13 protein-coding genes and 1 pseudogene are annotated in these 13,440 nt (G+C 46.6%); 4 read left to right on the forward strand and 10 right to left on the reverse strand.

Features of this window, described 5'->3' with window-relative positions; genetic code table 11:
- The 3 genes from RM811_RS01965 to RM811_RS01975 all read right to left on the reverse strand — a co-directional run bounded on the left by RM811_RS01965 (position 1) and on the right by RM811_RS01975 (position 4,120).
- Positions 1-1,545 carry an arylsulfatase gene (locus RM811_RS01965; RefSeq protein WP_402520249.1) on the reverse strand — a complete coding sequence of 515 codons (1,545 nt, stop codon included), beginning with the start codon at positions 1,543-1,545 and terminating at the stop codon, positions 1-3.
- Positions 1,546-1,907: 362 nt separating this feature from the next.
- Positions 1,908-3,233, reverse strand: a complete 1,326-nt coding sequence (locus tag RM811_RS01970; protein WP_402520251.1) for a MipA/OmpV family protein — start codon at positions 3,231-3,233, stop codon at positions 1,908-1,910.
- A gap of 317 nt (positions 3,234-3,550) precedes the next feature.
- Positions 3,551-4,120 carry a nicotinamide mononucleotide transporter gene (locus tag RM811_RS01975; RefSeq protein ID WP_402520253.1) on the reverse strand — a complete coding sequence of 190 codons (570 nt, stop codon included), beginning with the start codon at positions 4,118-4,120 and terminating at the stop codon, positions 3,551-3,553.
- Positions 4,121-4,687: 567 nt separating this feature from the next.
- On the opposite strand from RM811_RS01975, the gene RM811_RS01980 reads away from it, so the two are divergent.
- Positions 4,688-6,349 carry a putative transporter gene (locus RM811_RS01980; RefSeq protein ID WP_402520254.1) on the forward strand — a complete coding sequence of 554 codons (1,662 nt, stop codon included), beginning with the start codon at positions 4,688-4,690 and terminating at the stop codon, positions 6,347-6,349.
- Between the two features lie 48 nt (positions 6,350-6,397).
- On the opposite strand, the gene RM811_RS01985 is transcribed toward RM811_RS01980, so the two are convergent.
- The 4 genes from RM811_RS01985 to RM811_RS02000 form a co-directional block, all read right to left on the reverse strand.
- Complete coding sequence (locus RM811_RS01985; protein ID WP_402520256.1) at positions 6,398-6,781, reverse strand: RidA family protein; 384 nt, start codon at positions 6,779-6,781, stop codon at positions 6,398-6,400.
- Between the two features lie 88 nt (positions 6,782-6,869).
- Complete coding sequence (locus RM811_RS01990) at positions 6,870-7,235, reverse strand: L-serine ammonia-lyase, iron-sulfur-dependent, subunit alpha (RefSeq protein WP_402520269.1); 366 nt, start codon at positions 7,233-7,235, stop codon at positions 6,870-6,872.
- A 47-nt stretch (positions 7,236-7,282) separates the two neighbouring features.
- Positions 7,283-7,456, reverse strand: coding sequence for a hypothetical protein (locus RM811_RS01995; RefSeq protein ID WP_402520258.1), 174 nt, complete (start codon positions 7,454-7,456; stop codon positions 7,283-7,285).
- A gap of 141 nt (positions 7,457-7,597) precedes the next feature.
- The gene (locus tag RM811_RS02000; protein WP_402520259.1) at positions 7,598-8,035 is read right to left on the reverse strand and encodes a hypothetical protein; all 438 of its coding nucleotides are present in this window, start codon (positions 8,033-8,035) and stop codon (positions 7,598-7,600) included.
- A 36-nt stretch (positions 8,036-8,071) separates the two neighbouring features.
- Here RM811_RS02000 and RM811_RS02005 point away from each other — a divergent pair, with 36 nt between their 5' ends.
- Together RM811_RS02005 and RM811_RS02010 are read left to right on the forward strand one after the other, a co-directional pair.
- Positions 8,072-8,707, forward strand: coding sequence for a DUF2959 domain-containing protein (locus tag RM811_RS02005; RefSeq protein ID WP_402520261.1), 636 nt, complete (start codon positions 8,072-8,074; stop codon positions 8,705-8,707).
- Positions 8,708-8,770: 63 nt separating this feature from the next.
- Positions 8,771-10,336 carry a hypothetical protein gene (locus tag RM811_RS02010; protein ID WP_402520263.1) on the forward strand — a complete coding sequence of 522 codons (1,566 nt, stop codon included), beginning with the start codon at positions 8,771-8,773 and terminating at the stop codon, positions 10,334-10,336.
- Between the two features lie 69 nt (positions 10,337-10,405).
- On the opposite strand, the pseudogene RM811_RS02015 reads toward RM811_RS02010, so the two are convergent.
- Together RM811_RS02015 and RM811_RS02020 are read right to left on the reverse strand one after the other, a co-directional pair.
- Positions 10,406-10,729 (reverse strand): annotated as a pseudogene (locus RM811_RS02015) (ketol-acid reductoisomerase); the annotation flags it as partial.
- A 34-nt stretch (positions 10,730-10,763) separates the two neighbouring features.
- Positions 10,764-11,126 carry a YcjX family protein gene (locus tag RM811_RS02020; RefSeq protein WP_402520271.1) on the reverse strand — a complete coding sequence of 121 codons (363 nt, stop codon included), beginning with the start codon at positions 11,124-11,126 and terminating at the stop codon, positions 10,764-10,766.
- On the opposite strand from RM811_RS02020, the gene RM811_RS02025 reads away from it, so the two are divergent.
- The gene (locus RM811_RS02025; protein ID WP_402520265.1) at positions 11,094-11,222 is read left to right on the forward strand and encodes a hypothetical protein; all 129 of its coding nucleotides are present in this window, start codon (positions 11,094-11,096) and stop codon (positions 11,220-11,222) included. The two genes, RM811_RS02020 and RM811_RS02025, sit on opposite strands and share 33 nt — an antisense overlap.
- 184 nt (positions 11,223-11,406) lie before the next feature.
- On the opposite strand, the gene RM811_RS02030 is transcribed toward RM811_RS02025, so the two are convergent.
- Positions 11,407-13,440: hypothetical protein (locus RM811_RS02030; RefSeq protein ID WP_402520267.1), on the reverse strand; the 2,034-nt coding region annotated here is incomplete at its 5' end.

A 13,440-nucleotide genomic window follows, 5' to 3' on the forward strand; every position in this document is an offset into this window, starting at 1 on the left:
TCAGTCTTTCATGTTGTTCATGTTTTCAATAATGTCATCAATGGTGAAACTGCCTGGTTTCGCACGCTGAGGGTAGTCAGCAAACGTAGCCAGAGTTGGCTTCATTTGATTGATCAGATGGAAAACCTGGTAAGGACGCTCATGACGCCATTCTTCGTAGAGCATACCGGAGTCACCACGCTCGAAAGGGTCGATCTTCAGGTTAAAGAGCTTGGGAACGCGCAGTCTGGTGAACGGGTAAGCCCAAACATCAGGTCCGGTTTCTTTTTCCTGAATGGAAAAGTGTACTTTCCACTCATTGCTACGAACTGCCAACAGGTCAGCATCGTCAGACCAGTACCAGAATTGATCACGAGGTGATTTTTCGGCTTTGCCTGTCAGGTAATCTGTCTGGTCATAACCATCAAGATGAACCTTGTAAGATCTGCCAGCTTTGGTAGTCACACCTTCAAGAAGATCTTCTTTAACGGTTGGGTTGCCAGCAGCAGACAGGAATGTCGGGAAGAAATCTTCCAGAGACACGATGTCGTTATAGGTACTACCCGGCACAACAGCACCCGGCCATTTGATCAGTGCCGGAATACGGAAACCGCCTTCCCAACCGGTATTCTTCTCGCCACGGAAAGGTGACATACCGGCGTCTGGCCATTCAAACAGCTGGAAACCATTATCAGTGGTGTAAAGAACAATCGTGTTGTCGTCGACTTTCAGCTCTTCCAGCAGGTCAAGCAATTCACCCACCTGACCATCGTGTTCCACCATGCCGTCAGCCCATTTACCCAGACCGGTCTTACCGCGAGACTCTTCAGTCAGGTGGGTTTTGGTGTGCATGCGTGAGGTATTCATCCAGGTAAAGAAGGGCTTACCCTCTTTAACTGCATCGGTAATAAAGTTTTTAGCAGCGCCCATGAATTCAGCATCAACTGTTTCCATACGCTTTTTCGTCAACGGGCCGGTATCTTCAATTTTACCGTCCGCTGAAGAACGAATAACACCCCGTGGAGGCGTTGCAAAATCTGCAGGGTAATCTTCACGCTCTGGTTCTTCTTCCGCATTCAAATGATAAAGATTACCAAAGAATTCATCAAAACCATGATTGGTTGGGAGATGCTCATCACGATCACCCAGATGATTTTTACCAAACTGTCCGGTGGCATAGCCCAGATCTTTCAGCATAACGGCCATAGTCGGGTCCAGTTCACTGATACCTTCTTTAGCCCCTGGCATACCCACTTTGGTCAAACCGGTACGGGCTGGCATCTGTCCGGTAATAAAGGCAGAACGTCCTGCAGTCGAACTTTGCTGTCCATAAAAGTCCGTGAATTTACCGCCTTCATTGGCAATACGGTCGATGTTAGGTGTTTTATAACCCATCATCCCCTGGTTGTAAGTGCTCAGATTCCAGTAACCAATATCGTCGCCCATAATAACGAGAATGTTGGGTTGTTTTGCCGGCGCAGTAACCGGCGCTGCATTAGCAAGAGAAGCCACTGACGCCACTGCCAGGGCAGAAGCCATCAAGGTTTTTTTCAAACCCTTTTTCATTGTGTCTGATTCCATAAAACGTAAATTAAAAACAAGGCAGCTTGTTGTTTCAGATATTTACTGAAATTAACGCTCGTCAAATAAATACAGAAGACATGCCGTTTCAGGTTTCTATTTTATGAATTGAGCAGGAATCAGAACAACGTGCAAATGTTCACTATGAACATTTGCACGACAAGGATTTACCGAGATGCTCTAAGGAGTTGTCTCCGAGTAGAAGAGGCCGTCAGGAACTGTCCTTTAATAACTTCGACATTTCAACGAACGCTGCCCGATGCCCGTTGCGGACAACGGCCTTTTAAAAGCCGCAGTAAAATGCGGATTTTATTTCGGGACAATTCCTTAGGGAAGCCTGTTGCCTGTTAAAAGTGCCACTGTAAATAAATGGTGTTGTAGTTGCTTCCACCTTTAATTCTGCCAAAGTGTGAAGCGCGCTCAAAGATAGAAGAGCGATGATGCAGGCTGTAGCCAAACCAGGCAGTATCCAGCTCTTTAATGGTGGTTAAATCGCCAAGATTCGCATCCAGGCTGAGATCCAGAGCATTCATCAGTTTGGAAGGATTGTAAGCTTTTTCATCCATCTCATTTTTTTCTATATAGGTTAAATTGCTGATGTAAGACATGCCCTCGGCGACGCCCAGTCGCCAGCGAACGGGCCAGGCGAAATTGTAGTACGCTTTTATGGCAAGTACGCTTTCCCATCCCACGCTCTGAACACTGGATTTCGCGTGGTAGACCAGTCCGCCCACCAGATAAACGTCCATAGCTTCCAGTAGCCAGCCTTTTTGGAGTGGATGGCCATAAAAGACAGAAGTCATCTGATTATTGTGTGAGTCTTTAACGCCATTTCCCCGAAAAATTTCACCCATGTTGGAGGGGGTTGCCCAGCCATGAGCTACGCGTAAATAGGCGTCATCGGGAATAGATGCATCCATGTCATTGCCTTGCTCAAAAAATGCAACACCCAGTTTGACGGTACCATAGCCGTTCCTGTCAATGGCCGGACTGTGTCGGGCATTTGCATCCATTTGTGTCCATTCCAGACCACCGGTCAAATAAAAGTTGCCGATCCATGGATAACGGAAATCCATACTGAGTACGCCATCGACGCCTCCGTTGATGTCTTCTCCTCCAAGATAATTCAGGCCGTAGTAGTAACTGTTGTATTTTCCGGATTTCAGGCGCAAACCTGCCTTGGCATTCAGTTGCAGCCGATCATACCTGAGCTGCCAGTCATGACCTGCATAGAGCTGATATTTCCAGTCGCTTTCAGTGAGCAGTTCAAAACGCCACTGTTGGTTTTCTGCTCTTTGCCAGAGAGCCTGGACACCGACATCGATTGCGTCTTCCTGATATTTGTTCTGAACGGCTTTTGGCAAGTGAACCCAGCGACGTCGTGCAATAGGATTGATTGCCCACCGATGATTCGCCCAGGCTTTGATGCCCCACTCATCACCACGGAAAAAGAGGTTGTCATCTTCGTAATAAATGCTGGGAATGGTGTTGCCCACAGTGTCTGAGAGTGTGTTTTTATAGGGGATTCTGCTCTGTTGAAACGAAACTCCCATACCCCATTCAGAAGCCCGGGCATGGCAGGCACCCGTAGCTAAAAGAAGAAAGGTCATCAGAAGAAAAAATTTATTGAGATTATTTTCATAAGCAGTCATTAACCGACAGGCCAGCTTCATATTCATTATCCTGAATATTCGATTTCATTGGTCGGAGTGTATGTAGAATAATCTGGTTGTACAGGGGAGGATAGCTCAGCAGGATTGTCCTTCCGTCAGGGTTTGCGGATTATAAGTATTAACTGGCCACCATGGTGTGATGTGGTTATAGTTTTCCGGACACATAAATACGGGTAATATCGAAGCCCGTTAAGGTGTGTCCAAATGTCAGAAAAGAAATCAAAAACGTATACGGCAGAGTTCAAAGAATCGGCTGTGAAGTTGGAAGCCTCGCCTTTAGGCTCTCGAGTCCTCGAGTCCGATAGGGCGGGGAGCAGTCACCTCTTTCGAGTTTTGTTAAATCCATATAAAACAAAGCAAAGAGATAATAATTGCTGACCCATCAATATGGGCTTCTCTTGCAAAAACATTAAACTCGCCATACTTAGATTCATTAGCATAAAAAATAACCAGCCATCAGGATTGTTTTTAGCCATAAAATAACTGCCCATTAAGAATCCTGACATTACACCTACTTCTAGAACTTGAGAGACGGATGTAATGCCTCCATGAATGCTCAAACTGTATATAAGGCCAAAAGCTAAAGACGAATAAGTACACAAAATAACAAAAATATTAAACGCTTTATGAGGTCTCTTGTGATCGTGATAAGTGTTATATAAGCCAAGTAACATAGCAGGAATTCCGCCAGCCTCTATAGCTGCAGCTATCCAGTTTTGATGGCCAACTAAGATAATCACCCATGCAGGAACGCCGAGAATATAAATTGACCATCCCGACACTTTTAGTTGCTTTTCGGTTTTACCATGCTTGCCTTCTGAAAGAGCGAATAATATCTTGTTGATAAGATAGAACGCCCCTCCCCATATCTGTAAAATTAGATCCATACTTCCTATTCCTCACTTAGGGCCAACGACTGTATGGTCGGCTGCCGAAGGCAGTCCGAACCGTTGCACCTGGTACGCCCGGTATGGGCATGAACTTATGGGGTGAAAGTCCCCTGTGGGAGAACCTGCATCTGACTGGCGGTAAAGGCGCCTGCTGATGATAACCACTAGCCGACGGCAAGTGTAATCTCGTGAGAGCCTGTGCCAAGGGGGTGTAATTAAAAGTGTTCCCTGATCGCTGTCATCCTGTACAGGGATTGTACAGGATCCATCCACAGGGAGGTGACTGCCGGTGGATGGCTATCCCTGCCAGATGGATTGTGTACAATCCCTGTACACAATGACAGCGGAGGTGTTGCCTATACAGATAAGGGCCCTGACCTCCTGAACGGAATGACAGCGGTGTAGCACTTTTAATTGCACCCCCTCTCTCCTTCTGGTTTTTTTACTGGTTAAATCCAGTTTGTTAAAAAGTTGACTTGTGTCATCCGGATTTATTGTCAGGGTTTGGTAAGGTGATGATGCTTTTCTAACCTTCTTTTCAATATTCATTTTTCAGGAAAAATAATGAGCGATATAGCGATATCCATATCGATTCTGTCGCTGGTGGCTGTGCTGGGCCTGTGGATAGGCAACTGGCGCATTCGCGGCATCGGTATGGGGATTGGTGGTGTTCTGTTTGGGGGAATTCTGGTGGGGCATTTTGTCTATCAGATGGATATCAATCTGAACAATCATACTCTGGAGTACATCAAGGAGTTTGGCCTGATTCTGTTTGTTTATACCATCGGTATTCAGGTGGGACCGGGTTTCTTTTCCTCCTTAAAAAGCAGTGGGCTGAAGTTGAATGCTTTTGCTGCCGCTTTGGTGTTACTGGGTGGCCTTGTCGCAACAGGGCTACACCTGTTGTTTGATGTTCCTCTGCCGGTGGTGCTGGGTATTTATTCCGGTGCGGTGACCAATACGCCATCACTGGCTGCAGGAACCGGTATTCTTGCGGAACTGGGTACCCCTGCCAGTATGCTGGCGCTCCCGGGTTCAGCCTATGCAGTAGCTTACCCCTTTGGCATCTTTGGCATTTTGTTGAGCATGTGGTTTATACGTCGACTGTTCAATATTAATGTTGATCAGGAAGCAGAAGCCTTTGAAAAAGTGTCGGGTACGGGTAATGAAAGCCTTTACACGATCAATGTCGCCATTCGTAATCCCAATATTGATGGCCTGGCTCTTCAGGATATCCCCGGCTTAAATGACGGCGAACTGGTTTGCTCCAGGCTGAAGCGTGGTGAGGATTTAGTCGTTCCCAAGGGCAGTACTACGGTGGAGCAGGGTGATATTCTTCATCTGGTGGGTAGCCAGCAGAAGTTGCAGAATGCCCGTCTGATTCTTGGTGAAGAAGTGGATGCTTCTCTGACCACCAAAGGGACAGAGCTGAGAACTTCCCGGGTGGTGGTCACCAATGAAAAGGTTCTGGGCAAAAAACTGATCGACCTGAAGTTCAAGCAACGCTACGACGTAGTGGTTTCCCGCTTGAACCGTTCCGGTGTTGAGCTGGTTCCAAACCGGGATGCCACACTGCAGTTTGGTGATATTCTGAATCTTGTCGGTCGCCCAGAGTCTATTGATGCCGTTGCTGATCAGGTAGGTAACGCTCAGCAGAAGCTGCAGCAGGTGCAGATGATGCCGGTGTTTATTGGTATTGGCCTGGGCATTCTGCTGGGATCAATCCCTATTCAGATTCCGGGTTTACCGGCAGCATTGAAGCTTGGCTTGGCAGGCGGGCCATTGCTGGTAGCTCTGGTACTTGGGCGTATAGGTAGCATTGGTCGTTTATATTGGTTTATGCCTCCCAGCGCTAACCTGGCATTACGGGAGATTGGTATCGTCCTGTTTCTGGCGGTGGTTGGTCTGAAGTCCGGTGAAAGCTTTGTGGATATCCTGGTCAATGGTGATGGTCTGCAATGGATGATGTACGGTGCCGTAATTACCCTGGTGCCGCTTCTGGTCATCGGAATTACCAGTCGAATATTTGGTGGGCTTAACTACCTGACTATCTGCGGTATGCTGGCTGGCTCAATGACTGATCCTCCTGCACTGGCATTCGCCAATAGCCTGCATGACAAATCTGGCGCGGCCGCGCTTTCCTATGCCACGGTTTATCCACTGGTGATGTGTTTGAGAATATTGTCACCACAGATTTTAGCGGTGTTGTTGTGGGGGGGAATGTAAATCCAATAAGCCTGTAACTTTCGTGGTTACAGGCTTTGAAAAAAAATGTCAACGCTGAGCAATGGCCTCGATTTCCACCAATGCATCTTTTGGCAGGCGGGCAACTTCCACACAGGAGCGGGCAGGATAGCCAGCGCCAAGATCATCAAAGAACTTCTGGTAAACATCATTGACGGTGGCAAAGGTGTTCAGGTCTTTGACAAAAACCGTCATTTTGAACACAGCGTTCATGGTCAGGCCTGAAGCTTCAATAATGGCCTGAACATTTTTCAGAGACTGTAGTGCCTGCGCAGCAACCTCTTCAGGCATCTCTCCGGTAGCCGGGTCAATAGGGAGCTGACCGGAAGTAAATACCAGGGAGCCGGTATCCACAGCCTGTACATAGGGACCAATAGCAGCAGGTGCCTTTTCTGTATTGATTGCTTCAGCCATTACTTCTTCCTTTTGTTGACAGGATTGACTGATACCTGTTTAAGAGAACAGCCTCTACAGATATCAGACAACCGGGTGATTAAAATATTCAGGTAGATTTTGTCATCATGATCTTCAAAATCATCCGATCGGTTTCCCGCATACCCTGACTGCCTGAAAGGCCAGGGTTATCAATGGTTTCTTCGACACATCCGGCAATAATTCCTTCCTGGCCAGAAACACGGATATTATTGATGGCCATCAGGGATGCCTTCACTGCGGCTCCCGCAGAGGTGGATACTTTCATGGAGCAGCAGGCTTTGGCGCCATCACAGAAAATACCGGCAATATCGTCAACCATATTAAAGATGGCGCATTCGACTTGTTCCAGTTCGCCACCTGGCAACCAGGTAATTCCGCAGAAATGAAGCGGGTTTAAAAACTTTGTTCTGATTCTATAGAAACACGAGGCAATGTTTTTTGATGTCTATCATGATTACTTTATCTTGTAAGGAATTGTAATTAAATAACATCCCAATCCATCACTCGCTCAGGAACGGTAACATTGTTCCATTTAGAATTTGTGACGGAAGAATTTTGGTTCTTTTGAGTTTTAAGTGGGTAAATAGAAACCAATTGGGCCGTATTTGCATCAAAGAATGTGTCAGCCGTAGAAAATGAGAGTTCAATGGTCATTGCCCCCGAGGAACCAGAATTTAAAACTTGCCGCCCCCCCATCTCCTACTGTCATCCAAAAAAATAAAGGACACCCATAAATCCAACCATAATGTCAATATGGTGATTTTTATCCTTTTTCCTCTTGCATTTAAAATCAAATCAGTGCTTACCATGCAGACTCACCTGAGCCAGATCCATTAATTCCCGGTTGGCCACCGAGAACATGGCAAGGTCTACCTGGGGAGCACTGCGAATATCCGCCAGCATATTCTGCCAGCGGGACACCATGGCATGATTTTCCATGATCCACTGCTCCAGAGTCTGTTCAATAGGTACGCCATCCTGAGCTACGCCAATCAAGCCAACCGATAACGTTCTCTGCTGCCAGTTCAACTCATCTCTGGCGCTGTCACGGGCCAGGGATTGCCAGTGATTAGTGACCTCCAGTTGTGAAAGCGCACCCCTGTACCAGTTCAATTCCAGACGGGCACCCACCGTGAAGAAGGTTCTTACCGCCACCTCAAGGGAAACACCCGCTTCATCAGCAGTCCTGATCACCGGTAAAGCGCTGAGTAGATACCGTTGCCCTGCCACCATCGCCGCAACTCTGAGCGAGAATCAGTCATTTACCCAATGGGGAGTGGACAGTTACACCCACGGCCACCGGGGCGAAACGTTCAACCCGCTACTACTACTCTAACTAGGAAAAAAGTAGGTATCCATAAGCGTGACATCATGGTGGATCGCATCGAAGACACCCAGTCTGCACAGGAACAGGCACAGGCGCAGTTTCAAAGTGCTCTTGAACAGTTTCAGATCGTCATTAATTTTAATGGCGGCGACCTCGAATCCGCCTATACGGATTTGAACGCCGAGTATGAAGACAGCTTATCTGCAGCAGAAAAAGTCAGAGACCGGATTGCCAGTGTCAAAAGTGTCTCTGACGCATTGTTCGATGAATGGGAAGATGAACTGAACCTCTATAAAAGTGACAGCCTCCGCAGAGCCAGCTCCCAAAAGCTAAAAGACACCCGACGTCAATACCAGCGCATGATCACCAGTCTTGAGAAATCCGAACAACGGATGCAGCCGGTTCTGGATGCCTTTCAGGATCAGGTTCTTTATCTCAAACATAATCTTAATGCCCGGGCCATCAGTGCTTTGAAAGGTGAGTTCAACACTATCAAGGCAGATATTGATCGCCTGATCAGTGATATGCAGGTATCCATCGATCAGTCGCAGTTTATTAAAGCCCTCAGAGAATCCTGATCAACTCAAGACAAAAAGCCGCTTTCAGCTAGAATTTATCTAATCTGAAAGCAGGCTGTCCCTATGGCTATTCCACATTTTCTATTTTCACTCGTCCTTGTTCTCTTTCTGACACCATCGCTTTCCCGGGCCACTTACTACCATGATGATGTGCCCCCTTTTCCACCCTGGCATGGGGGTACACATCTGGGGCAGATGTATATGCCGGTAACCTCCCAAAATGAAATGGCCAATGAGCATTTTCAAACCGCCGTGAAACTGCTGCATACCTACGCCTTCCCTGAAGCGTTATGGTCCCTGAGAGAAGCGCAGCGTCTTGACCCCGGTTTTGCAATGGCTTACTGGGGGGAAATTATCGCGGGTAACAAGCTGATCTGGAACTCCTTTGATCACAAGCTGGCTCAGTCCGCCATTAAACAAATGGACCAGAACGTTGATTATGGGCAACTCTCACCGCTGGAAAGAGGCTATATAAAAGCGGCCCGACAGTTAGCATCACCCAACCCGAAAAACCTGAAACCCTATGAGACCGGTTCTCCAATCTGGCAGTTTCGACTTGCCATGGCAGACCTTTACCGGCAGTTTCCTGATAATCCTGATGTGAAAGTACTCTATGGCTACAGTGTGCTTGGCACCCGGCGGGGCATTCGGGATTTCATCACTAATAATGAAGCCATCACGCTTTTCCGGGAGGTGCTGACAAACAACCCTGAACACCCGGGAGCGCTTCACTATCTGCTTCATGGCACTGAAAACCCGGTACAGTCTTATCTGGCAAGATCGGCGGCGAAAAGTTTTTCCGGCATCGCGGCTGACTCTATTCACGCGCGGCATATGCCTTCCCATTACTACATTACCCTCGGTGACTGGGCAAAAATCATTGAGGTCAACCAGAAGGCCGTGGCCGCCTCTATTAAGCGGGCCAAAGAGCTGAATCTCAGTGACGCAACTCTGGAATATCACGGCTACAGCTGGATAGTTTACAGTCTTCTTCAACAGGGTAAGACGGAAGAAGCGTTTAAGGGGTTTAAATGGCTTGAAAACCTCTTCCGTACAAATCACTCGAGCACCGCCCAAAAATACCTGTTATTGACCAGGGCAAGATTTCTGGTGGACAGCGGTAGCAGCAGTAGGGAAAACCGGGCGGTGAGGGCAACCACCATCAGTCACGATAATGCGTTTTGTGGTGCTGTGGCCATGGACACTTTCGCCTCTGGCTATGACGGCTGGAAACGGCATGACATCGGGCAACTGGAACAGGCCCTTACCCGCTACCAGCAGTTTATGAAAAATGATCTATCCGGTCTGACACCGCCTGAGCAGGATGCCGTAGTGATTATGGAGCAACAAATGCTGGCCATGTCAAAAGCGGAAAAAGGAAACTTAAAGCAGGCAGAAGACCATTTCAATCATGCCGCCAGACTGGAAGACCGTATGGTTTACGAGCATGGTCCGCCCATTACCGGCAAACCCTCCAGTGAACTGTACGCTGACTTTCTGCTGAAACAGAAACGGTTTGGCGAAGCCCTGTACTTTTATAACAAGGCCAGTAATTACCACCCGGGCAGAAGGCAGATTATCCTGGGTACAAAGAAGGCAATGGAGAATCTGCAAGCCACGGGAGCCTGAATAAAAAAAAGGATGTTTCCCAAAAAGAAACATCCGGTTTTATCGGCTCAGAAACTATACGTCAGATAATTAGTTCTTCTCTTTATCAACCAGTTTGTTAGCCGTAATCCACGGCATCATTTCACGCAGATGAGTACCTGCCGTCTCAATCGGGTGGGCAGCATTGTTACGGCGATACGCGGTCATGGACGGGTAATTCAGAGCACCTTCAGAGATGAACTTCTTGGCATATTCACCATTCTGAATGTCCTTGAGCGCTTCACGCATCGCTTTGCGGGACTCGTCATTAATGATCTTTGGACCCGTCACATACTCACCATACTCCGCATTATTGGAGATGGAGTAGTTCATGTTGGCGATACCGCCTTCGTACATCAAATCAACAATCAGCTTGAAAATCCGGGGTCAGAAAATCTGAAATCTGGGGTCAGAAATCTGGGGTAAGGTCTTGCATTTTGCATAACATCTCTAGCAGGGGAAGATCCAGCAGCCATTCCCCGGGATAATCGCGGATTCCCAGAAAAAGACGACTAACGCCTTCTTTCCCCCGGCGTAACAAATCAGGCTGATTGCGAAATTTGATTTCCAGCAAACAGCCGGACTCGTGCCGGGTCGCTTCTGGCCACCGTCCTCTTGATAACGAATCAATCCCTTCCTGATAAGGAAAGAGTGGCAGGCCATCCAGTGCCGACACCTTTACCCCCAGCAACCGATCCTGAAGCACCGGTGGAAATGCGGCCAGAAGCGCTTCAGGATAGTGCTGAAGCTGATGTATCAGACTGGTAATCAGCGTGGTTTTACCACTGCCACTGAAGCCGGTAGTCTATTCAGACGCCGGTCAACACCGCTCTCCAATGAACTGACTGCGGATCTGGCAAGACCCTGAGCCTGGCCCCATGAAACATTAAACGGTCGTTTCAAATATCGGTTAAGATGATCCATCAGGTAGCCCACAAAGCCAATGACCGGATTAAAGAAGTACCGGGCTTAAGCCTTGACTCTAAAAATCCTTTAACGACTGAAGTCAGGCTGATTTTACAACATTTCTCTCATGCCGACTTTAACACAACCTAACGCTTACTTATCGAGAACTTCAGTGGGGAACTGACGATGAATTGCAGAGCCTTCTCTTTCCTGTCTTTAAATATTTTGCTTGCTTTATCATCAGTATGCTGCCTCTTTTGTTTTCCAATCGTGTGTAATTGCCTTGCTTTCTCATGGAATGCATTTACTTGATCAGAGTTGCACAAAGGATCAAAAGAAGTAATATGCCCCCTTGAGGACCAGACACCATAATGATTACTGAACTTCTGACATAACTCTTTGCAGGCTAACGCAAGGCGGTCTCTCTCATCCTTCAACTCGGGAGTATAAGATCTATTCTCACAGAGATCATAAACAAAATGGGTAAAATAAACCTGCCAATAGTGCAGAGCTACCCCGTAATTATTCTGGTGTAAGTCATGATATTTCTCCAATTCATTCAACTGTTTACTGGTGAGTTTATCACCTTCGGAGTTGGCTTCTGCAGCATTAATCCTAAGCCACATATAATCAAAATAATGATTATCGGGAAAATACGCCACGGCAAATTCTACAGCTTGACGGGCTTTACTGTAGTTGCCTTGCTCAAAATAGATTTTGACCATTGCTTTGCAGTAATAAGTATTCTGGACTGGAACAATCGGATTTTCAGGATCTGAATCTACGGTTTTGTTGGACTGCAAAAGAGCAGATGGCGGAGATGCCAGTGATTTTTGAGTGCTTACCGTTTTCTCGCCTCTGGCGTGCTTTAACTTCTTGTCAATAGCATCAATAATATTTTTGAACTCCTTAAGAACATTCATGGCTTCTGTATATTTCCCGATTTTTACTAGCCAGAAGCAGTACGCCTTTAATACCCAGAAAAAAGTGGTCTCTTTTTTACTATCCGGTGTTGTTTGCTCGACCAAAGAAAACTTTATTACAGGAATATGTTTTTCTATGATGGACAATACCCTGTCTGTCTGATCATCATACCAATATGAACAGGCTTCATAATAAAAACTCATCACATAAGAAAGGTTTTTTTCTTTATCAATTGTAATTAAATTTCTAAGTTTTACACACTCTTCTACTGTATTTTCAGGTTCAGAAGGATTTCTTGTACTGCATTGTTGGGCTCTTAGTCTCTGCGCATGTTCGGGACTGTTCAAACTTGACGCCAAAACTGCATCATAGATTTTGTCCGCATCATCCCACCTGTAAGCCTCGAGGTATGTTGTCCATAAAAGTCTTAAGCCTGTACCGACATCAGGAGGAAAAATTTTTTCAGGAAATTTGTTTTTATGAGTCAAGACATCAGTCTGTAATTTCTCAAGTATCTGAATACTCTTTTCAAAATCATGATATTTTGTTTTTAAAATAATAGCTTTTTTACGAACAGCCGCAAAATAGTAGCCAAGTGGGTAGTTTTTTTGACCTACAACGGAGCTATCCCTTTCAATGATATAATTCAGATATTTAAGCCCTTCGTTAGTGTTGCCTTGTTCAATTAATTTAACGGCATGCTTTAACGCAAATTTTGGAGGCCACTTGTCCTGAAAAGCAATGGGGTTTATATCTGCTTTGCATAACTCGGCCTGAGCGTAATAACCGTTATTTTCTAACCAGTGAACCTGTTTGACAGCCTCTGACATGTCGCTGAATTTTGGCTGAGATTTTGTGTGTTGTGGTGCTCGAGATCCCGAGATATGGAATTTCTTGCAAGCCGTTATATCATTTGCAGTCGTCCCGGGGGGTTGATGTTGATTTTCAGCAGTGGGCAAATGAGAAGAAAATGAAGGACTCTTTGCCTTTCTGATTGGTGTAGCTTCTTCTGTTTGGTACTGTCCTTCAGCTGTGCTGGTTTTCAGCCTCATCTGAGGTGTTTTAACGGTTGCAGTATCGTCCTGTAACGCTGGAATCGGTTTTCTGGCTGCCAAAGGTGAGCCTTCTGGTCTGACGGTGTCACACGATGATCGTAATCCTCTCAACATAGGCGTTAATGTTCCGACTTTTATCATTACACCGGAACTCCGGCCTGAAGATCTGCCTTGATGTTCTTCCGCGTGCTGTGGTCCTGG

It is taken from the genome of Endozoicomonas sp., from assembly GCF_031844845.1.
GTDB lineage: Bacteria > Pseudomonadota > Gammaproteobacteria > Pseudomonadales > Endozoicomonadaceae > Endozoicomonas.

Bases quoted from the DNA above. Each gene is read 5' to 3' on its own strand.
- RM811_RS01965 (WP_402520249.1), bottom strand. From the start codon at position 1,545: ATGAAAAAGGGTTTGAAAAAAACCTTGATGGCTTCTGCCCTGGCAGTG.
- RM811_RS01970 (WP_402520251.1), bottom strand. From the start codon at position 3,233: ATGAAGCTGGCCTGTCGGTTAATGACTGCTTATGAAAATAATCTCAAT.
- RM811_RS01975 (WP_402520253.1), bottom strand. From the start codon at position 4,120: ATGGATCTAATTTTACAGATATGGGGAGGGGCGTTCTATCTTATCAAC.
- RM811_RS01980 (WP_402520254.1), top strand. From the start codon at position 4,688: ATGAGCGATATAGCGATATCCATATCGATTCTGTCGCTGGTGGCTGTG.
- RM811_RS01985 (WP_402520256.1), bottom strand. From the start codon at position 6,781: ATGGCTGAAGCAATCAATACAGAAAAGGCACCTGCTGCTATTGGTCCC.
- RM811_RS01995 (WP_402520258.1), bottom strand. From the start codon at position 7,456: ATGACCATTGAACTCTCATTTTCTACGGCTGACACATTCTTTGATGCA.
- RM811_RS02000 (WP_402520259.1), bottom strand. From the start codon at position 8,035: ATGGTGGCAGGGCAACGGTATCTACTCAGCGCTTTACCGGTGATCAGG.
- RM811_RS02005 (WP_402520261.1), top strand. From the start codon at position 8,072: ATGGGGAGTGGACAGTTACACCCACGGCCACCGGGGCGAAACGTTCAA.
- RM811_RS02010 (WP_402520263.1), top strand. From the start codon at position 8,771: ATGGCTATTCCACATTTTCTATTTTCACTCGTCCTTGTTCTCTTTCTG.